Origin of the sequence: Methylomicrobium lacus LW14 (assembly GCF_000527095.1) — a bacterium.
GTDB classification, from domain to species: Bacteria; Pseudomonadota; Gammaproteobacteria; order Methylococcales; family Methylomonadaceae; genus Methylomicrobium; species Methylomicrobium lacus.
The window spans coordinates 3,033,436-3,051,963 of sequence record NZ_AZUN01000001.1 but is presented as its reverse complement, the minus strand read 5'-3'; the positions used below and the strand labels follow the sequence as shown (position 1 = coordinate 3,051,963).

Genomic DNA, 18,528 nt, shown 5'->3' with positions numbered 1-18,528 from the left:
AGATCCGGATGGGTGGGTGGAAGAAAAAACCGGGACGTATTATCCCGGTCGTAAATGACAAATGATCAGTCGCGGAGCAGCTCGTTGATGCCGGTCTTGCTGCGCGTCTTCTCGTCGACCTGCTTGATGATCACCGCGCAGTACAGGCTGTATTTGCCGTCAGAAGACGGCAGGTTGCCGGAGACGACGACCGAACCGGCCGGGATGCGGCCGTAGGTGATTTCGCCGGTCATCCGGTTGTAGATCTTGGTGCTCTGGCCGATATAGACGCCCATCGAAATCACGCAGCCGTCTTCGACGATCACGCCTTCGACGATTTCGGAACGCGCGCCGATGAAGCAGTTGTCGCCGATAATGGTCGGGCCGGCTTGCAGTGGCTCCAGGACGCCGCCGATGCCGACGCCGCCGGACAGATGCACGTTCTTGCCGATCTGCGCGCAGGAGCCGACCGTGACCCAGGTATCGACCATCGTGCCGCTATCGACATAGGCGCCGATGTTCACGTAGGACGGCATCAGGATCGCGCCGGGCGCGATGTAGGAGCCGCGGCGGGCGACCGCATTCGGCACGACGCGCACGCCGGCTTTCGCGAAATCTTCTTCGCTGTAGTTCGCGAACTTGCATTCGACCTTGTCGTAATAGCGGGTGTTGCCGCCGTCCATCAGTCGGTTTTCGTTGATCCGGAACGACAACAGGACCGCTTTCTTCAGCCATTGGTGGGTCACCCAGTCGCCGCCTTTTTTTTCGGCGACCCGCGCCTTGCCGGTGTCGAGCAGGTTCAGAGACTCCTGCACCGCGCCGCGCACTTCCTGAGAAACATTGGCCGGAGTGATGTCGGCGCGCTGTTCGAACGCGGCGTTGATGATGTTTTCTAATTCAGTCATGTGGGTTTGATAGTGTGTTAAGGAAATTTTTGAGGCGCAGCGCCGCTTCGATGCATTCTTCGAGCGGCGCGACCAGCGCGATGCGGACATGATTCCGGCCCGGATTGAAGCCGTCGAAATCGCGGGACAGATAGCTGCCCGGCAGCACGGTCACATTTTCCTGTGCGAACAATTGCTGCGCGAATCGGGTATCGTCTATCGGCGTCTTGAGCCAGAGATAAAAACCGGCGGACGGTTTATGCAATGAACTGACATCCTTTAGAATCTCGATCACCGCGGCGAATTTTTCCCGGTACAGGCGGCGGTTTTCGACGACATGCTTCTCATCCTTCCAGGCCGCGATGCTCGCATGCTGGGTCGGCAGCGGCAGCGCCGCGCCGTGATAGGTCCGGTATTTGAAATAGTCCTGCAAAATCGCCGCATCTCCCGCGACGAAGCCGGAGCGCAGGCCCGGCGCATTCGAGCGTTTCGACAGGCTGTGGAACACCACGCAGCGTTTGAACTCGGTATTGCCGACCGCGAAGGCGGCTTCGAGCAGGCCGGGCGGCGGGCTGTTTTCGTCGTCGTAAAGCTCGCTGTAGCACTCGTCCGAGGCGATCACGAAATCGTATTTTTCGGCCAGTTCGAGCAATTTGATCAGACTTTCGCGCGCGATCACCGCGCCGCTCGGATTGCCGGGCGTGCAGATGTAAAGCAGCTGGCAGCGCCGCCAGACGCTTTCGGGAACCGCGTCGAAATCGGGCAGATAGGCGTTCGCCTCGACCGTGTTCAGGAAATAGGGCTCCGCGCCCGCGAGCAGCGCCGCGCCTTCATAGATCTGATAGAACGGGTTCGGCATCACCACGACAGGATCGCTCGTCCGGTCGATCAGGCATTGCGCGAATGAAAACAAGGCTTCCCGCGTGCCGCTGACCGGCAGGATCTGCGTTTCGGGATTCAACAGCCCTTCTTTAAGCCCGAAGCGTCGGGTCAGCCAGCCGGCGATCGTCTGCCGCAGCTCCGGCAACCCTTTCGTGGTCGGATAATTCGACAGGCCATGCAGATGCGTCAGCAGCGCTTCCTGGATCAGGTGCGGCGTCGCGTGCGCCGGCTCGCCGATCGACAAGGCGATATGCGCCTTGCCGGCGGGCGGCGCGATGCCCTGTTTCAGCGCCGCGAGCTTTTCAAACGGGTAGGGCTGTAGCTGTTGTAAATACGGCGTCATCGCTTATTGACACTGAGGGCGTCTGCCCGTGGCTTGCGCCTGCTGGAAAAGGCCCATCGCCTGCGGCATGTGCTGTTCGAGGTCGCGGATTCGGGTCGCATGCGAGGGGTGAGTGGACATGAATTCGGCGTTTTGCTGGCCCTGCGTCGCCTGGCTCATCCGTTGCCAGAGGTTGATGCTTTGGCGCGGGTCGAAACCGGCTCTCGCCATCAAGTCGACGCCGACGATGTCCGCTTCGCTCTCCTGCGTCCGCCCGTATGGCATCAACACGCCGTATTCCGCGCCGAGCCCGAGCATGCCGAAGGCGGCCTTGCCCATCGTCGATTGCGGATTGGTCATCGCCTGCAAAATCGACATGCCCTGATTGACCGCCAGTTCCTGCGAAGCGCGTTCCGCGCTGTGCTTGGCCAAGACGTGGCCGATTTCGTGGCCGATCACCGCGGCCAGCTGGTCCTGGTTTTCGACCAGTTTGAACAGGCCGCTGTAAACGCCGATCTTGTTGCCGGGCAGGGCGAAGGCGTTGAACGAGTCGTCTTCGAACACCACGACTTCCCAGTTGCCGCCGCCGATGGTTTGCGTGATATTGCCGGCGATGCAGTTGGCGACTTGGTTCAAGCGCGCGTTATTGCTGATCGGCTTGTCGCGTTTCAAGGTTTCAAAGGCTTGCAGACCCATTTGGTCGACTTGCGAATCGGGCAGCAGGATCAACTGACTTCGTCCGGTCGGACTGGTGATGCAGGCGGTCACAGCGCATGCGGTCGCTAATACGGTGCAAATTTTTTTCAACATGATGGCGGCGCTTTAAAGTTGGAAAAGGCTCATTTTAACGTATCTTGATTGCTGCGGGTTAGGATTAATGCGCGAGCGGCGTGCTTGGTGGAAATGGGCCTCCCGCCCGGGGCGAGATGATCTTTCAGGACAAGGCATTTAATCCCGCAAAAGCCAGCATCAGCCATTTGACGCCCGCGCCCTTGAAATTGATCTGCGCGCGCTCCTGCGCGCCCTGGCCTTCCAGCTGCAGGATCACGCCTTCGCCGAATTTCGTATGGCTGACGCGCTGGCCGAGCTTATACTGGCTGACCGAGAGCGAGGCTGAGGCCTGTCTCACCGGCGCCGCCGCGGCCGGCCGGCTGACCTGGGCGCGGAGGCGGACTTCCTGGATGAATTCGGCCGGAATTTCGCGCAGGAAGCGGGACGGACGCGGATAGTTTTCGCGGCCGTACAGGCGCCGGGATTCGGCATAGGTCATGTATAAAGTCTGCATCGCGCGGGTCATGCCGACATAGCACAGCCGGCGTTCTTCTTCGAGGCGTTTGGGGTCCTCGACCGATTGCAGCGACGGGAACAGGCCTTCTTCCATGCCGACCATGAACACGACCTTGAATTCGAGACCTTTGGCCGAATGCAGGGTCATCAACTGCACGCAGTCGTCGAAGTCCTCGCCCTGCATTTCGCCGGCTTCGAGCGCGGCGTGCGCCAGGAACAGTTCGAGCGGGCCGAGGTTGTCTTCATTGCCGATGTTCGGATCGAACAGGCGCGCAGCGTTGACCAATTCCTCGAGGTTTTCGACTTTTTCCTCGCCCTGTTCGCCCTTGCTGTTTTGATAAAACTCGATCAGCCCGGATTTTTCGACGACCCGTTTGACCTGTTCGAAAAGCTCCATGCCTTGGGTTTCGGCGGCCAGTCGGTCGATCAGCTGCATGAAGCCTGCCAGCGCATTGCCGGCGCGGGCGCTCAGCATGCCGTGTTCGAGCATGATTGCCGCCGCGCGCCATAAGGAGGTGCCGCGATCGCGCGCGATGATGCGGAGGTCGTCGACCGTTTTCGCGCCGATGCCGCGCGTCGGCGTATTCACGACTCGCTCGAACGACACATCGTCGTCGCGGTTCGCGATCAGCCTTAGATAGGCCAGCGCGTTCTTGATTTCGGCGCGCTCGAAAAAGCGCAGGCCGCCGTAGACGCGGTAGGGAATGCCGGCCACGACCAGCCGTTCCTCGAATTGGCGGGACTGCGCATTCGAGCGGTACAGGATCGCGGTGTCTGCGCGCGCGCCGCCTTCCTTGATCCAGGCGCGGATACGCTCGATCACGAAAAAGGCTTCATCCTGTTCGTTGAACGCCGCATACAGCGAGATCGGATCGCCTTCGCCGGATTCGGTCCACAGTTCCTTGCCCATTCGGCCTTCGTTGTGCGCGATCACCTGGTTCGCCGCTTTCAGGATGTTGCCGGTCGAGCGGTAGTTCTGTTCGAGCTTGATGACTTCGTGGCCGGGGAAGTGCTTCTGGAAGCTGTAAATGTTTTCGATACGCGCGCCGCGCCAGCCGTAGATCGACTGATCGTCGTCGCCGACCACGAACAGGTTGTTAAGGTCCTGGGTCAAAAGGCGCAGCCAGGCATACTGGATCGTATTGGTGTCCTGGAATTCGTCCACATGCACCTGCTGAAAACGTTCCTGATAGAAGGACAGCACGTCCGGATTGTCGCGCAGGAGTTCGTGGGCTCTCAGCAAAAGTTCCGCGAAATCGACCAGGCCGGAGCGGTCGCACAATTCCTCGTAGGCGCGGTAGATCGCGATCATCTGCCCCTGGTACAGATCGCCGGTTTCCGGCATGTGGCGGGCACGGACGCCTTCGTCCTTTTGCGCGTTGATGAACCATTGCACCTGTTTCGGCGGCCATTTGGCCTCGTCGAGGTTCATGCCTTGCAGAATGCGTTTGATCACTCTGAGCTGATCGGCGCTATCCATCACCTGAAAGGTTTCCGGCAGCTTCGCCTGGTTCGCATGGCGTCGGAGCAGGCGGTGCGCGAGGCCGTGGAAGGTGCCGATCCACAGATTGTGGGTCGGCCGCTGCAGCAGCTCCTCGATGCGTCCGCGCATTTCGCGGGCGGCCTTGTTCGTGAAGGTGACCGCCAAAATGCCGTGCGGCGAGACCCCTTGCACCTGGATCTGCCAAACGATGCGGTGCACCAGCACGCGGGTCTTGCCGCTGCCGGCGCCGGCCAAAACCAGCATCGCCTGCGAGGGCGCAGTGACCGCCTGGCGCTGGGCATCGTTCAAGGGGTCGAGAAGGTCGGTGACATCGATCATTTTATTGCTTGCACATTTTGTGTGGCTGTGTATATTTGTCCGGTTCTGGGAGTGACAGACAGGGCCGTGTTTTACGGAACAATAACAATTACACAGTGAGGGTAAGAAGATGAGTTTTGATTTTAAACGTATGTTGAAATTTGAACACAATGTCGGCGAGAAAGAAAAGAAATACCGCGTTTACGGCGGCGCCGCGCTGTTTTTGATTTCGGTCGTTACCGCGTCGATTTTTTTATTGATTGCCGGCTGCGTACTGATTGCGACCGGTTTTTGGGGCTGGTGCCCGGCTTATTCCGGCTTCGGCAAGAACACCTGCGAAACCGCAGACTCGGGTTCGGCCGGCGAATAATGCTTAACAGGCTCAGAACGCCGGCGGTCCGGTTCTGAGCCTGGCTTAGCCCGGATCAGTCGTCTTTCCGAAACTCGCCTTCCAGGGCATCGACAGAGGCCGCGCCGCGCGGGCGAAACGGGCTGCCCGACTGCATCACCTGGATCAGATGTTTTTCGATGATGTACTGCGCGACTTTTCTGCGCAGGGGCGGAATCAGGCAAACAAATCCTATCAAATCGGTAATGAAGCCGGGCGTCAGCAGCAAGGCGCCGCCGACCAGCAAAATAGGGCCTTCGATGATCTCATAGGTCGGAATGCCGCCTTGCGCCATATTTTCCTGGAAGCGCCGGAAGGTTTCGGAGCCCTGTTTTCTGAGCAGCCAGGTGCCGAGTAGCGCGGTAAAGATGACCAGCGCAATCGTCGGAAAGGCGCCGATGATGCCGCCGACCGTCAGCAGCAAATAAATTTCCGCAAACGGGACGAGCAGAAGGAACAGGAACACTATCTGGAAGATTTTCATTTAAAAGCTTGATTTTAAGTCTGACTGATTAAGTAATATTAAGGGTAATGGCGGCGAATTTCTAGCATAATATCCGTCTTGCGCTTTTTAATCTGCAAAACATGCCGAACCACGCCGAATTGATTCTTTGCACCTGTCCGGACCGAGACACGTCCGAAAAAATCGCCAAGCGGCTGGTCGAGGGCCGCCTGGCCGCCTGCGTGAACATCCTGCCCGGCCTGACTTCGGTTTATACCTGGCAAGACCGGCTCGAAACGGCCGGAGAACATCTGTTACTGATCAAATCGACAAGGGACTGCTATCCGCTCATCGAACGGACGATACGCGATCTGCATCCTTATGACTTACCTGAAATCATCGCCTTGCCGGTCGCGCGGGGATTGCCTGATTATCTGAACTGGATCGATGCATGCGTATCTACCAACTAATTTTTTTCTGTCTGTTGCTCACCGCCAGGAACGCGGCCTTCGCGCTGAACAGCGAAGACTTGCTGCCGCCCGACCAGGCGTTCAAACTTTCGGCGCAGGCGCTGTCGCGCAGCCAGCTGGAATTTTCCTGGGACATTGCCGAAGGCTTCTCTCTTTACCAGAAGAACATGCGCTTCGAGTCGAAGACCGCGGGCGTCGAGCTTGGGGCTCCCGGCTTTCCGGAAGGCAAGACCCAGCATGATGAAGTGCTCGGCGATACAATTCATTACCGGAACAAACTGACGGTGCCGGTGCCGGTAAGCGCAGACAATACGGCCGGATCGGTGGCCGTGCAGGTGCGTTATCAGGGCTGTTCGGATCAGGGCGTGTGTTATCCGCCGCAAAAAAAGACGTTCGAAATCGCCCTGCCTGTCGCCGCGGCAGCATCACCGGCGCCTGCTTCCAATCCGCTGTCGAATCTGGTCAAGGGCATCACCGGTCTGGCCGCCACGGCAGCGCAGGACGAGCTGCTGAAGCCCGATGAGGCCTTTCAGTTTTCGGCGGCGGTCGGGGATGCCAATACCTTACAGGTGAGCTGGCAGATCGCGCCCGGCTATTATATGTACCGGGAAAAAACCCAGCTCGAATTGATCAATGCGGGCGGCACGACGCTGGGGCTCTATGAGCTTCCGCACGGCGATCCGAAAGAGGATCCGGAATTCGGGCAAGTCGAGGTTTTTCATGACGAGCTGAATCTTGACCTGCCGCTGAACCGCGGCGGCCAGGCGGCGCAAACGCTCACGCTGAAAGCGCAATATCAAGGCTGCGCCGAGCGCGGCGTCTGTTATCCGCCGATGAGCAAGGAAGTGACCCTGGAGTTGCCGGTGGCGCAGCAGATGGGGGCGGCCGTTCCGAAGCCTGAGCCTGGCTTGTCCGAGCAGGATCAGATCGTGCAATTGCTCAAACAGGACAGCCTCGGCATGACGCTGGCCAGCTTCTTCGGCTTCGGCCTGTTGCTGTCGTTTACGCCCTGCATCTTCCCGATGATTCCGATCCTGTCCGGCATCATCGTCGGCCATCGTCAGATCACGACCGCGCGCGCGCTGATGCTGTCGCTCAGTTATGTGGTCGCGTCGGCATTGACTTATACGCTGTTCGGCATCCTGGCCGCGCTGTTTGGCGGCAATCTGCAAACGACCTTCCAGCAGCCCTGGATCATCGGGGCATTCAGCGCCGTTTTTGTCGCGCTGTCGCTGTCGATGTTCGGCTTCTATCACCTCGAATTGCCGAAGTCCTGGCAGGCCCAGCTGCATAATTCGAGCGAGCGCCACCGCGACGGCTCGCTCTGGGGCGCGGCGATCATGGGCTCGTTGTCATCCTTGATCGTCGGTCCCTGTGTCGCAGCGCCGTTGGCGGCCGCGCTGATCTATATCGGCCAGACCGGCGATGCGGTGCTGGGCGGCAGCGCCTTGTTCGCGATGGGCATGGGCATGGGGGCACCGTTATTACTGGTCGGCGCCTCGGCCGGCAAATTGCTGCCGAAGGCCGGCGCCTGGCTGAATGCGACCAAGGGCGTGTTCGGCGTGATCATGCTCGCGATGGCGGCCTGGATGCTGAGCCGGATTCTGCCGCCGGCGGTCTCGATGCTGCTGTGGGCGATGCTGTTGATCATTCCTTCGGTCTACCTGAGCGCGCTGGACCCTCTGCCCGAGCACGGCAGCGGCTGGCGCAAGCTGTGGAAGGGCGTCGGCCTGATCATGCTGGCTTACGGCCTGTTATTGCTGATCGGCGTCAGCGGCGGCGGCACCAATCCTTTGAAACCCTTGCAGGGCATCTTGATCGGCGGCGCGAGCGCCGCCGCACCCAAGCCGGAAGGCCTCGCCTTTCGCCGCGTCGCTAACCTGAAGGAACTCGAACAAAGGCTTCAGGAAGCGAGTGCCGAGGGCCGTTATGTAATGTTCGATTTTTATGCGGACTGGTGCATCTCCTGCAAGGAAATGGAAGCCTATACCTTTACCGATCCGGCCGTGAAGAAGCAGCTGAGCGAATTCGTGCTGCTCCAGGCCGATGTGACGCAAAACTCGGAGGAAGATCAGGCCATGCTCGCGAAATTCAAGCTGATCGGACCGCCGGCGATTTTATTTTTCGGTCCCGATCAACAGGAGCGTGCCGCGCAGCGGGTGATCGGTTATCAGGACAGCAGCACCTTCATCGAAACATTACAACGGGTCAAACCATGAAAAACGCAGCCATCGTGATTTTAATCGGGCTCTTCGCGCTGGCCGGCGGTATCGCGCTGCGCTACAGCATGTATCCGGCTCCGGACACCGAGGCCGCGCCCTTACCCGAATTCACGCTGCCCGATGTATCCGGCCAGCCCCGTTCGAGCGGCGAATGGAAGGGCAAGCTCCTCGTGATCAATTTCTGGGCGACATGGTGTCCTTCCTGCCGCCAGGAAATGCCCGACCTGGTCGCCTTGCAGCAGCACTATGCGGCGCAGGGCGTACAGATGCTCGGCATCGCGCTCGATGACAAGGAGCCGGTCCAGGAATACCTGAGTTCGACCCCGATCAATTATCCGACGCTGATCGCCGGCGACCAGGGCATGGCGCTGGCCGCGCAAATGGGCAACCAGGCCGAAGCGGTGCCTTATACGGTCGTTGTCGATCGCGGGGGATTGATACAGTACCGTCAACTCGGCAAATTTTCGAAGCAGGATTTGGCACAAAACATCGAGCGGCTATTGCAGTGAAACCGCGCCGATTCTGCCCTTTTTTCGGAATAGCGCGTAAATTTCGGTGTAATGACGCTATCTTCCTGGAAAATTAATATATTTAGCGTACACTCTGCAAATTGTGCGGAAATTATGGGATAATTTCCGCCGTTTTTCACTTGCAGGTCGCAGTCATGGCGTCGATTACCGTTTTGAACGGGCCAAATCTGAATTTATTGGGAATCCGCGAGCCCGGTCATTACGGTAACAAAACGCTCGACGACATCAGGCAAACCTTGGCCGGCATGGCCGAAGGCTTCGGGCATCGGCTGGATTTTCATCAAACCAACGCCGAACACGAAATCGTAGGCCAAGTGCATCAGGCCTATCATGACCGGGTGGATTTCATCATCATCAATCCGGCCGCCTTCACGCACACCAGCGTAGCGCTGCGCGACGCCCTGCTCGCGACCCGAATTCCGTTCATCGAAGTGCACCTGTCCAATGTGCACGCGCGTGAACCGTTTAGAAAACACTCCTATTTTTCGGACATCGCGAAGGGCGTGATTTCCGGATTGGGGGCAACAGGATACGAACTGGCCTTACTGGCCGCACATCAGATATTAGCCGAGAGACATTAATCATGGATATTAGAAAAATAAAAAAACTGATTGAGATTATCGAAGAATCGGGCATCGCCGAGATTGAGATTAAAGAGGGCGAGGAATTCGTCCGCATCAGCCGCTATTCCGCAGCGCCCGCTCCCGTCGCTTATGCGCCGCAGCCGGCGGCTGCGCCGATTGCGGCTCCGGTAGCGGCGGCGTCTGCCGGCGCGGCGAGTGAAGAGGTGATCAGCGGGCATATCGTCAAGTCGCCGATGGTCGGCACCTTCTACCGCTCCGCGTCGCCGGGCGCGAAGACTTTTACCGATGTCGGCCAGAAGGTGCAGGCGGGCGACACGCTCTGCATCATCGAGGCGATGAAGATTCTGAATCAGATCGAAGCGGACAAGAGCGGTACCGTCACCAAGATCCTGGTCGAGAACGCCGAGCCTGTCGAATACGGCCAGCCGCTGTTTGTGATCGAATAACGGAGCGCTTTATGTTCGACAAAATTGTGATCGCCAATCGTGGCGAAATCGCGCTGAGGATATTGCGCGCCTGCCGGGAACTCGGCGTGAAGGTCGTCGCGGTGCATTCGGAAGCGGACCGTAATCTGAAGCATGTGCGTCTGGCGGACGAGTCGGTTTGCATCGGCCCCGCGGCGTCGATCGACAGCTATCTGAACATTCCCGCGATCATCAGCGCGGCCGAGGTGACCGACGCCGAAGCGATTCATCCGGGCTACGGCTTCCTGGCCGAAAACGCCGATTTTTCGGAAAAGGTCAAGCAAAGCGGTTTTGTGTTCATCGGCCCGAACGCGGACACGATCCGCCTGATGGGCGACAAGATTTCCGCGAAGAAGGCGATGCTCGCGGCCGGCATTCCGTGCGTACCCGGCAACGGCGATCCGCTCTCGGATGATGCCGAGAAGAACCTGAAACTTGCGCGCGAGATCGGCTATCCGGTCATCATCAAGGCGGCCGGCGGCGGCGGCGGACGCGGCATGCGCACGGTCCATACCGAAGCGGCGCTGTTGAACGCGATCAATATGACCAAGGCCGAAGCCGCCAGCGCCTTCGGCAACGCGACGGTCTACATGGAAAAATTCCTCGAAGACCCGCGCCATATCGAATTTCAGGTGATGGCCGATTCCCACGGCAACGCGATTCACTTGGGCGAGCGCGATTGCTCGATGCAGCGCCGCCACCAGAAAGTCGTCGAAGAAGCGCCCGCGCCCGGCATCACCGAGGAACAGCGTAAACTGATTGGCGAGCGCTGCGCGAAGGCCTGCGTCGACATCGGTTATCTGGGCGCCGGCACCTTCGAATTCCTCTATGAAAAAGGCGAATTCTATTTCATCGAGATGAATACCCGGGTGCAGGTCGAGCATCCGGTCACCGAGATGGTGACCGGCTTCGACATCGTGAAGGAACAATTGCGCATCGCGGCAGGCGAACGCTTGTCGATCACGCAGGATCAGGTCAAGCTGACCGGCCACGCGATCGAATGCCGACTGAACGCGGAAGACCCGAGGACTTTTATGCCGTGCCCCGGCACGATCGATCAGTTCCACATGCCCGGCGGTCCCGGCATCCGCTGCGAGACGCACATCTATAACGGCTACAAGGTGCCGCCGTATTACGATTCGATGATCGGCAAGCTGATCGCGCATGGCGAAGACCGCCAGAGCGCGATCGCGCGGATGAACACCGCGCTCAGCGAAATCATCATCGAAGGCATCAAGACCAATATTCCGCTGCAGCAGGACATCATGAGCGACAGCGCGTTCGCGGCCGGCGGGCAGAATATCCATTATCTGGAAAAGAAGCTCGGGCTTTATTAAAAGCACCCTCTCCTGCTGGAGAGGGTTGTGGGGTGAGGAGGATTAAAAATAAGGAAAAAATATTTTATTTTGATCCCCTCATCCCAGCCTTCTCCCGGAGGGAGAAGGAGCGAAGCTGCTCTCTCCGGCCGGACGGGATATTCATCCCGTCCGTAACGTTTGGGTTGAACAGGCGCACTGGCTAAGACGCTTATGCGCGATCACTCCAAACGTTCGGGACGGGGTTACAAACCCCGTCCCGCAGGACCGGCAGGAAGCTTAATCCGCCCAGAATCTTTCTATTTACGTTTACCTTCTTTTCCCAATGGCCTGGCAACAAATTACCGTGATTACCGATGAAAAGACTGCTCCCGAAGTCGCCGACCTGTTCAGCGATCTCGGCGCGGTGTCGGTGACCTATATGGACGCCGAAGACGAATCGGTGTATGAACCCGCGATCGGCGAAACCAAAATCTGGAGCAATACCGAAGTGATTGCGCTGTACGAGCTGGATGCGGATATCGAAGATGTGAGCGCGCGCGTGCGTCGGGCATTCGATGCGGCCCTGCTGCGCGACTGGCGTCAGGAGCTGATCGAGGATCAGGCCTGGGAACGCGCCTGGATGGAATATTATCACCCGATGAAATTCGGCGATAAACTCTGGGTCTGCCCGACCGGCCAGGAACAAGAGGAGCCGGGCACGGTCTGCATGCTGCTCGATCCGGGCCTCGCCTTCGGCACCGGCACGCATCCGACCACCGCGCTGTGTCTCGAATGGCTGGCGGAGCACGATCTGGCCGGCAAGACCGTGATCGATTACGGCTGCGGCTCGGGCATTCTCGCGGTGGCGGCTGTGCTGCTCGGCGCGAAAGTCGCCCATGCGGTCGATATCGATCCGCAGGCGCTGACCGCGACCCTCAGCAACGCCGAAAAAAATGCGGTGCAGGACAAGATCAAGGTGTACCTGCCGGAGCAATTGCCGGCCATGCAGGCCGACATCGTGTTGGCGAACATTCTCGCAAAGCCGTTGTGCGAACTCAGTGCGCGCATTTCCGAGCTGGTCGTTCCGGGCGGCGCGCTGATTCTGTCCGGCATTCTGGCCGAACAGACCGAACAAGTCGCGGACGCTTACCGCGCGTTGATCGAATTGAATGCGCCGATGCAGCAGGAAGACTGGATACGTCTGGACGGCTTGAAACTAGGATAAGATGTTTACCCGCTGCCCCGAATGCCTAACCCCGCAAAGGATTACGCCTGAAGTGCTGCGCAGCGGCCGGGGCATGGTGCGCTGCAAACGCTGCTCCGCGATGTTCGATGCGCTGGCGACGCTGGCCGAGACCGAAAAGCTGGCCGTCGCCGATGTGCAGACTTCCGAGGAGACCTGGACCGAGCACAAGGACCGGCCGTTGGTCTGGCGCGTCGGTCTGGCGCTGGGCGTGGCGCTTCTCCTTCTGCAAGGGCTGTATTTTGAAGGCGGACACGCGCTGCAGAACCCTACTATCCGGCCGGCGTTCGAAAAGCTCTGCGGCGTATTGCATTGCCGCCTGCCGGATTATCAAAACCTGGCCGAGCTCTCCGTCTTGCGCAATTCGTTCAGCGAGCTGCCAAACCGGCATTATGCGTTCAAGCTGGTGTTGAACAATGAGGGCGCCTTTGCGATGCGTTATCCGGTGATCGGCCTGACCCTGTTGACTTATGACGGCCAGCCGTTCGCGCAGCGGCAGTTTCGGCCGGACGAATATCTGGCCGCGCAACAGCAAAATACGCGCCTGGCCGCGAACAGCGCGGCCGAAATCAATCTTGAAGTCGCCGCGACCCAGACCAAAGTCGGCGGTTTTCATTTCGATCTTAGTTATTAAATCATGGACATTCCTGAGCTTTTTTTAAAGAAAAACGAAGACAAGCGCCTGCGCCTCGGGCACTTGTGGATCTTCAGCAATGAAGTCGATATCAAGCGTTCGCCGCTGAACGGCTTTGCGCCCGGCGATCTGGCGCGGGTGCTCGCGCACGACGGCAAGCCGCTCGGCACCGCCTATGTGAATCCGAATGCGCTGATTTGCGCGCGCCTGTTGTCGCGCAAGCCGAATCTGAAATGCGGCGCCAATTTTTTTAAGGAAAGGATCGAGACCGCGCTGGCATTGCGCGAAACGGTATTCGACAAGCCGTATTACCGGCTGGTGTTCGGCGAAAGCGACGGTCTGCCGGGGCTGGTGATCGACCGTTTCGGCGATGTGCTGTCGGTGCAGATCACGACCGCCGGTATCGAGCAGCGCAAGGAGATGTTGCTGGCCGCGCTGGTCGACTTGCTGAATCCTGCCGCGATCGTCTTGAAGAACGACAACAGCCAGCGCCAACTCGAAGGCCTGGATAGGGAATCGGTCGTGGCTTACGGCGAATTGCCGGAGTCCTTGATCATCGAGGAAAACGGCGCAAAATTCAGGATCGATATTCTGCACGGCCAAAAAACCGGCTGGTTTTATGACCATCGGATGAGCCGGGCGGAGCTGGCCCGTATCGCGAAAGGCAAGCGTGTGCTGGATCTATTTTCTTACACCGGCGCCTGGGCGGTGCCTTCGGCGATCGCCGGCGCGCTCGAAGTCACCTGCGTCGATGGTTCCGAGTCGGCGCTGAACCTGGCGCGCGAAAATGCCGCCTTGAACGGCGTCGAGGACAGGATGCAGTTCGCGCACAGCGATGTCTTCGATTTTTTGAAAGAGGCGCGCCAGGAGCGCCGCCTCTATGATATGATCGTGCTCGACCCGCCGGCCCTGATCAAACGCAAAAAGGATTATCAGCAAGGCTACGAGGCTTACCGCCGGCTGAACCATCTGGCGCTGCAGGTGCTCACGAAAAACGGGGTGTTGATCTCCGCGTCCTGTTCGTTCCATCTGAGCCAAGGCGATCTGCATGAAATCCTGCGCTCGTCGGGCCGTCACATCGATCGGCATTTGACTTTTATTGCTCAGGGCGGCCAGGGACCGGATCATCCGATCGATCCCGCAATCCCGGAGACCCAGTATTTGAAAACCTTTTTCTGTTCGGTTTCGTCTCCTTTATAAAGTCATTGAGGCATCTTGATGACCAAGGTAGAATACCGAGAATCTTGCGTTCTTTGCGGCCAGCCTGTAGAAATTACCGGCTTTACGTTGGAAACGCCCGACGGAATTTTAAAGTTTTGCTGCGCCGGCTGCCTGAGCATTTATCAACTGCTTAACGATAAGAATCTCTTATCGTTAAGCACATCATCACTAAAAAAAGAGGATAAAGAGTAAATGAAAGCCTGTGAATCATGTTCCGGCCGCGCCGAAATCGGCAAATATCATAAACAGGTTCCGGTTTGGCGCCGGACGATCGGTTTGGTGTTTGTGTATCTGCCGATCATTACCTTGCCGTTCGTGTTTATCAGCGCTTATCTGACTTATTATCATCTGATTCTGATCGGCGGCCGCAATATCAAGCGGTTTTCGGATTTTTTGCCGGACCGCGCCAGCCACCGTTATGATTTGAAAACCCAGATCACGATGGACGGCTCGTTCAAGGCCAGCCTGTCGCAGTCGAAACTGTACTGGATCCTGAACTGCACCTGGTATTGCCCGGTCAGCGTCGCGGTGTTCGAATGGCATGCCTACATGGTCAAGATCGTCGAAAACTGGTGGTGCCCGTTCACGCACGAAAAGAAGGAAGGTTACAGCAACGCGAAGATCGACCAGTCTTTCTGGCATATTTATCCTGAAGACCGCGTCAAACTGAATCCTGAAGACCTCAACAATCCGATCTGGAACGAAGAGACCGATGCCGAAGCGGCGAATAAAACGACCGGTTCGGCCGGCTGATTGAATTCAAATCCGGCTTTCCTGCCGGACTTATAAGAGGAGCGGCGACTTCGCCGCTCCCGCAGAATCGCAAAGCCAGGAACCTCTCCTGACTCACAAGCGCAGGCACCTGCCTTAGCAAGACGCCGGAGTCCCGGCATGATTTTTCCGACCGCCGACGCGGGTTTTACTGTCTATTTTTTTCTGTGTGGAACTCGATGCGGATAGGTCCTTACCCTCTCGCGAATAATGTGCTTTTGGCGCCGATGGCCGGCATTACCGACCGTCCGTTTCGCGAAATTTGTAAACGTTTTGGCGCAGGTCTGACCGTTTCGGAGATGACCGCCTCGAATCCGGCCTTGCGTCTGCATGCGCGCACGCTGTTGAAGTCGGACGGCGAAGGCGAAAGCGGGCTGCGTTCGGTGCAGATCCTCGGCACCGATCCTGTGCAAATGGCGGAAGCGGCACGGTTCAATGTCGAGCGCGGCGCCCATATCATCGACATCAACATGGGCTGTCCCGCCAAAAAAGTCTGTTCGGTCGCGGCAGGTTCCGCGTTGCTGAGGGACGAAGCGCTGGTCGGCAACATTCTCGACGCGGTGGTCAATGCCGCCTGTGTGCCGGTCACGCTGAAGATCCGGACCGGCTGGGATCTCCACAACCGGAATGCGGTCAGGATCGCAGAGATCGCCGAAGCTGCCGGCATCGCCGCCCTGACCGTGCACGGCCGCACGCGCGCCTGCAAATTCAACGGCGAGGCCGAATATGACACGATCACCGCGGTCAAGCAAGCGGTCGGCATACCGGTGATCGCGAACGGCGATATCGACAGCCCCGAAAAAGCCCGCTTCGTACTCGCAGCGACCGGCGCCGATGCGGTGATGATCGGCCGCGCCGCTTGCGGCAACCCGTGGCTGTTCGAGCAGATCCGGTATTTTTTTCAAGGCGGCGACAAGCATTGGCAACCGGCGCCGGCGACTATACTGAGCACGATCGAGGCGCATCTCGAACAATTGTATGGTTTCTATGGCGAGTCGGCCGGTGTTAAAATTGCCCGCAAACATATCGGCTGGTATCTGGGGCGTTTCGACTCGATTAGCCAGGATGTCAGGCAGTCGCTTAATGCGGCCACCATTGCGACAGATCAATTGCGTTTGACTCGATCGGCATTGGACTTTTTAACGTAATCGCCGGGTTGAGCATCTCATGGACAAATCCGAAAAAACATTAGCAGACAGTTTTGACCGCAGCTTGCCTTGCAGTCAGATAGAACACAGAGACATAGACTTGGACTTTAACGCAACTCATTCGATACCCTTATCGGCGCATGTCAAGCAGGCCGTCGATCTGTATTTTGCCCAGATGAAGGATCACGACGTCGTCAATCTGTACGAGATCGTGATGTCCGAGGTCGAAAAACCTTTACTCGAGTCGGCTCTTCGCCATTCCGGTTATAATCAGACCAAAGCCGCGAAGGCGTTGGGGCTGAGCCGCAGCACCCTGCGCAAAAAACTCGAACAGCACGGACTGTCTTAAACGGGTCCAAGTCCCGTGCCCGATTTTACCCACACAACTATTTTCCTATGAATAAAACCATTAAACGCGCACTCGTCAGCGTTTCCGATAAAACCGGCATCGTTGATTTTTGCCGCCAGCTCAACGAGCTCGGCATCGTGATCCTTTCCACCGGCGGCACCGCCAAGACGCTGGCCGAACATAACATCCCTGTCACCGACGTCTCCGACCATACCGGCTTTCCGGAGATGATGGACGGCCGCGTCAAGACGCTGCATCCGAAGATTCACGGCGGCATCCTGGGCCGCCGCGACATCGACGATGACGTGATGGCCGCGCACGGCATCGATCCGATCGATCTGGTCGTGGTCAATTTGTATCCGTTCGAGCAGACGATCAGCAAACCCGATTGCGATCTCGAAACCGCGATCGAAAACATCGACATCGGCGGGCCGACGATGATCCGCGCCGCCGCGAAAAACTACAACGATGTCGCGGTCGTGGTCGAGCCGGCCGATTATGCTTCGGTGCTGGCCGAGCTGAAAGCCCAGCACAACAGCCTGAGTGCGGCGACGCGCTTCAAATTGTCGCTGACCAGCTTCGCGCACACCGCGCGCTACGATACCGCGATCGCGACCTATCTGGCCAAGATCAACGAACAGCCGTTTCCGGAAACCTTGAACCTGCAGTTCTACCTGAAAGAAACGATGCGCTACGGCGAAAACCCGCATCAGGGCGCGGCCTTCTATCAGGAAAAGAATCCCGCCGCCGGCACGATCGCGGCGGCGGCGCAGTTGCAGGGCAAGGCGCTGTCCTACAACAACATCGCCGATGCGGACGCGGCGCTCGAGTGCGTCAAATCCTTCGACCAGAAGCCGACCTGCGTGATTGTGAAGCACGCGAACCCCTGCGGCGTCGCCGAGTCCGATTCGTTGCTGGCCGCCTATGAAGGAGCCTATGCGACCGATCCGACTTCGGCCTTCGGCGGCATCATCGCCTTCAACCGCGAACTCGACGAAGAAACCGCGGCCGCGATCATTGGCCGCCAATTCGTCGAAGTGATCATAGCGCCGTCGGTCAGTGCCGGGGCGCGCAGCGTTTTGGCCGCGAAACAGAACGTGCGTGTGCTCGAAGTCGGCGCCTGGCAAAGCAGCGAGACGCCAGGCTTCGATTTCAAGCGCGTCGCGGGCGGCCTCTTGGTGCAGAACCGGGATAACGGCCAAATCGGCGTGAGCGACATCAAGGTCGTCAGCAAGCGCGCGCCGACCGCCGAGGAACTCAGCGATCTGTTGTTCGTCTGGAAAGTCGCGAAATTCGTCAAATCGAATGCGATCGTGTACGGCAAAAACCGGCATACGATCGGCGTCGGCGCGGGCCAGATGAGCCGGGTGTATTCGGCCAAGATCGCCGGCATCAAGGCCGCCGATGAAGGCCTGGTCGTACCGGGTTCGGTGTTGGCTTCGGATGCGTTCTTCCCGTTCCGGGACGGCATCGACGCGGCCGCCGAGGCCGGCATCACCGCAATCATCCAGCCCGGCGGCTCGGTCCGCGACGAAGAAGTGATCGCGGCGGCCGATGAACACAACATGGCGATGGTCTTTACCGGCATGCGCCATTTCAGGCACTGATC

Annotated in this window: 20 protein-coding genes; 15 read left to right on the top strand and 5 right to left on the bottom strand. The window is 58.5% G+C overall.

The genetic code is table 11. From position 1 onward, the window contains the following. Positions 1–65 precede the first annotated feature (65 nt). From dapD to uvrD, 4 genes are all read right to left on the bottom strand, one after another. Positions 66–884 carry a 2,3,4,5-tetrahydropyridine-2,6-dicarboxylate N-succinyltransferase gene (gene dapD / locus METLA_RS0114050; protein ID WP_024299147.1) on the bottom strand — a complete coding sequence of 273 codons (819 nt, stop codon included), beginning with the start codon at positions 882–884 and terminating at the stop codon, positions 66–68. Beyond that, positions 877–2,088, bottom strand: coding sequence for a succinyldiaminopimelate transaminase (dapC, locus tag METLA_RS0114045; protein WP_024299146.1), 1,212 nt, complete (start codon positions 2,086–2,088; stop codon positions 877–879). Before dapC ends, dapD begins: the two co-directional genes overlap by 8 nt. A gap of 3 nt (positions 2,089–2,091) precedes the next feature. Continuing rightward, positions 2,092–2,877, bottom strand: a complete 786-nt coding sequence (locus tag METLA_RS0114040; RefSeq protein ID WP_024299145.1) for a M48 family metallopeptidase — start codon at positions 2,875–2,877, stop codon at positions 2,092–2,094. A 124-nt stretch (positions 2,878–3,001) separates the two neighbouring features. Next, positions 3,002–5,176 carry a DNA helicase II gene (gene uvrD, locus METLA_RS0114035; protein ID WP_425411752.1) on the bottom strand — a complete coding sequence of 725 codons (2,175 nt, stop codon included), beginning with the start codon at positions 5,174–5,176 and terminating at the stop codon, positions 3,002–3,004. A 109-nt stretch (positions 5,177–5,285) separates the two neighbouring features. Between uvrD and METLA_RS0114030 the strand changes: the two genes are divergently transcribed. Next, positions 5,286–5,525, top strand: coding sequence for a YgaP family membrane protein (locus METLA_RS0114030; protein ID WP_024299143.1), 240 nt, complete (start codon positions 5,286–5,288; stop codon positions 5,523–5,525). A 55-nt stretch (positions 5,526–5,580) separates the two neighbouring features. Here the strand turns inward: METLA_RS0114030 and METLA_RS0114025 are convergent, their stop codons facing one another. Next, complete coding sequence (locus tag METLA_RS0114025) at positions 5,581–6,027, bottom strand: FxsA family protein (protein ID WP_024299142.1); 447 nt, start codon at positions 6,025–6,027, stop codon at positions 5,581–5,583. Between the two features lie 101 nt (positions 6,028–6,128). Here METLA_RS0114025 and cutA point away from each other — a divergent pair, with 101 nt between their 5' ends. The 14 genes from cutA (at position 6,129) to purH (ending at position 18,526) form a co-directional block, all read left to right on the top strand. Next, positions 6,129–6,455 carry a divalent-cation tolerance protein CutA gene (gene cutA, locus METLA_RS0114020; RefSeq protein WP_024299141.1) on the top strand — a complete coding sequence of 109 codons (327 nt, stop codon included), beginning with the start codon at positions 6,129–6,131 and terminating at the stop codon, positions 6,453–6,455. Continuing rightward, the gene (gene dsbD, locus METLA_RS0114015) at positions 6,437–8,674 is read left to right on the top strand and encodes a protein-disulfide reductase DsbD (RefSeq protein WP_024299140.1); all 2,238 of its coding nucleotides are present in this window, start codon (positions 6,437–6,439) and stop codon (positions 8,672–8,674) included. Before cutA ends, dsbD begins: the two co-directional genes overlap by 19 nt. Then, on the top strand, positions 8,671–9,186 hold the full coding sequence (locus METLA_RS0114010) for a TlpA family protein disulfide reductase (protein WP_024299139.1): 516 nt from the start codon (positions 8,671–8,673) through the stop codon (positions 9,184–9,186). The genes dsbD and METLA_RS0114010 overlap by 4 nt, the downstream gene beginning before the upstream one ends. Positions 9,187–9,341: 155 nt before the next feature. Continuing rightward, positions 9,342–9,788 carry a type II 3-dehydroquinate dehydratase gene (gene aroQ / locus METLA_RS0114005; RefSeq protein WP_024299138.1) on the top strand — a complete coding sequence of 149 codons (447 nt, stop codon included), beginning with the start codon at positions 9,342–9,344 and terminating at the stop codon, positions 9,786–9,788. A 2-nt stretch (positions 9,789–9,790) separates the two neighbouring features. Then, positions 9,791–10,237 carry an acetyl-CoA carboxylase biotin carboxyl carrier protein gene (gene accB / locus METLA_RS0114000; RefSeq protein WP_024299137.1) on the top strand — a complete coding sequence of 149 codons (447 nt, stop codon included), beginning with the start codon at positions 9,791–9,793 and terminating at the stop codon, positions 10,235–10,237. Between the two features lie 11 nt (positions 10,238–10,248). Continuing rightward, positions 10,249–11,592, top strand: a complete 1,344-nt coding sequence (gene accC / locus METLA_RS0113995) for an acetyl-CoA carboxylase biotin carboxylase subunit (protein WP_024299136.1) — start codon at positions 10,249–10,251, stop codon at positions 11,590–11,592. 304 nt (positions 11,593–11,896) lie between these two features. Then, positions 11,897–12,778, top strand: a complete 882-nt coding sequence (prmA, locus tag METLA_RS0113990) for a 50S ribosomal protein L11 methyltransferase (RefSeq protein WP_024299135.1) — start codon at positions 11,897–11,899, stop codon at positions 12,776–12,778. A 1-nt stretch (position 12,779) separates the two neighbouring features. After that, positions 12,780–13,430: a zinc-ribbon and DUF3426 domain-containing protein gene (locus METLA_RS0113985; RefSeq protein ID WP_024299134.1), complete on the top strand. Its 651-nt coding sequence runs from the start codon at positions 12,780–12,782 to the stop codon at positions 13,428–13,430. A gap of 3 nt (positions 13,431–13,433) precedes the next feature. Then, on the top strand, positions 13,434–14,630 hold the full coding sequence (locus tag METLA_RS0113980) for a class I SAM-dependent rRNA methyltransferase (protein ID WP_024299133.1): 1,197 nt from the start codon (positions 13,434–13,436) through the stop codon (positions 14,628–14,630). A gap of 18 nt (positions 14,631–14,648) precedes the next feature. Next, complete coding sequence (locus METLA_RS22100) at positions 14,649–14,843, top strand: heavy metal translocating P-type ATPase metal-binding domain-containing protein (RefSeq protein WP_084480147.1); 195 nt, start codon at positions 14,649–14,651, stop codon at positions 14,841–14,843. Next, complete coding sequence (locus METLA_RS0113975) at positions 14,844–15,404, top strand: hypothetical protein (protein WP_024299132.1); 561 nt, start codon at positions 14,844–14,846, stop codon at positions 15,402–15,404. A gap of 197 nt (positions 15,405–15,601) precedes the next feature. Further along, positions 15,602–16,570, top strand: a complete 969-nt coding sequence (dusB, locus tag METLA_RS0113970) for a tRNA dihydrouridine synthase DusB (RefSeq protein ID WP_024299131.1) — start codon at positions 15,602–15,604, stop codon at positions 16,568–16,570. 100 nt (positions 16,571–16,670) lie between these two features. Then, complete coding sequence (locus tag METLA_RS0113965) at positions 16,671–16,919, top strand: helix-turn-helix domain-containing protein (RefSeq protein WP_425411751.1); 249 nt, start codon at positions 16,671–16,673, stop codon at positions 16,917–16,919. Positions 16,920–16,966: 47 nt separating this feature from the next. Next, entirely contained in the window at positions 16,967–18,526 is a 1,560-nt protein-coding gene (purH, locus tag METLA_RS0113960; RefSeq protein WP_024299129.1) for a bifunctional phosphoribosylaminoimidazolecarboxamide formyltransferase/IMP cyclohydrolase, read from the top strand. Positions 18,527–18,528: the final 2 nt, after the last annotated feature.

Bases quoted from the DNA above. Each gene is read 5' to 3' on its own strand.
- dapD (WP_024299147.1), bottom strand. From the start codon at position 884: ATGACTGAATTAGAAAACATCATCAACGCCGCGTTCGAACAGCGCGCC.
- dapC (WP_024299146.1), bottom strand. From the start codon at position 2,088: ATGACGCCGTATTTACAACAGCTACAGCCCTACCCGTTTGAAAAGCTC.
- METLA_RS0114040 (WP_024299145.1), bottom strand. From the start codon at position 2,877: ATGTTGAAAAAAATTTGCACCGTATTAGCGACCGCATGCGCTGTGACC.
- uvrD (WP_425411752.1), bottom strand. From the start codon at position 5,176: ATGATCGATGTCACCGACCTTCTCGACCCCTTGAACGATGCCCAGCGC.
- METLA_RS0114030 (WP_024299143.1), top strand. From the start codon at position 5,286: ATGAGTTTTGATTTTAAACGTATGTTGAAATTTGAACACAATGTCGGC.
- METLA_RS0114025 (WP_024299142.1), bottom strand. From the start codon at position 6,027: ATGAAAATCTTCCAGATAGTGTTCCTGTTCCTTCTGCTCGTCCCGTTT.
- cutA (WP_024299141.1), top strand. From the start codon at position 6,129: ATGCCGAACCACGCCGAATTGATTCTTTGCACCTGTCCGGACCGAGAC.
- dsbD (WP_024299140.1), top strand. From the start codon at position 6,437: ATGCGTATCTACCAACTAATTTTTTTCTGTCTGTTGCTCACCGCCAGG.
- METLA_RS0114010 (WP_024299139.1), top strand. From the start codon at position 8,671: ATGAAAAACGCAGCCATCGTGATTTTAATCGGGCTCTTCGCGCTGGCC.
- aroQ (WP_024299138.1), top strand. From the start codon at position 9,342: ATGGCGTCGATTACCGTTTTGAACGGGCCAAATCTGAATTTATTGGGA.
- accB (WP_024299137.1), top strand. From the start codon at position 9,791: ATGGATATTAGAAAAATAAAAAAACTGATTGAGATTATCGAAGAATCG.
- accC (WP_024299136.1), top strand. From the start codon at position 10,249: ATGTTCGACAAAATTGTGATCGCCAATCGTGGCGAAATCGCGCTGAGG.
- prmA (WP_024299135.1), top strand. From the start codon at position 11,897: ATGGCCTGGCAACAAATTACCGTGATTACCGATGAAAAGACTGCTCCC.
- METLA_RS0113985 (WP_024299134.1), top strand. From the start codon at position 12,780: ATGTTTACCCGCTGCCCCGAATGCCTAACCCCGCAAAGGATTACGCCT.
- METLA_RS0113980 (WP_024299133.1), top strand. From the start codon at position 13,434: ATGGACATTCCTGAGCTTTTTTTAAAGAAAAACGAAGACAAGCGCCTG.
- METLA_RS22100 (WP_084480147.1), top strand. From the start codon at position 14,649: ATGACCAAGGTAGAATACCGAGAATCTTGCGTTCTTTGCGGCCAGCCT.
- METLA_RS0113975 (WP_024299132.1), top strand. From the start codon at position 14,844: ATGAAAGCCTGTGAATCATGTTCCGGCCGCGCCGAAATCGGCAAATAT.
- dusB (WP_024299131.1), top strand. From the start codon at position 15,602: ATGCGGATAGGTCCTTACCCTCTCGCGAATAATGTGCTTTTGGCGCCG.
- purH (WP_024299129.1), top strand. From the start codon at position 16,967: ATGAATAAAACCATTAAACGCGCACTCGTCAGCGTTTCCGATAAAACC.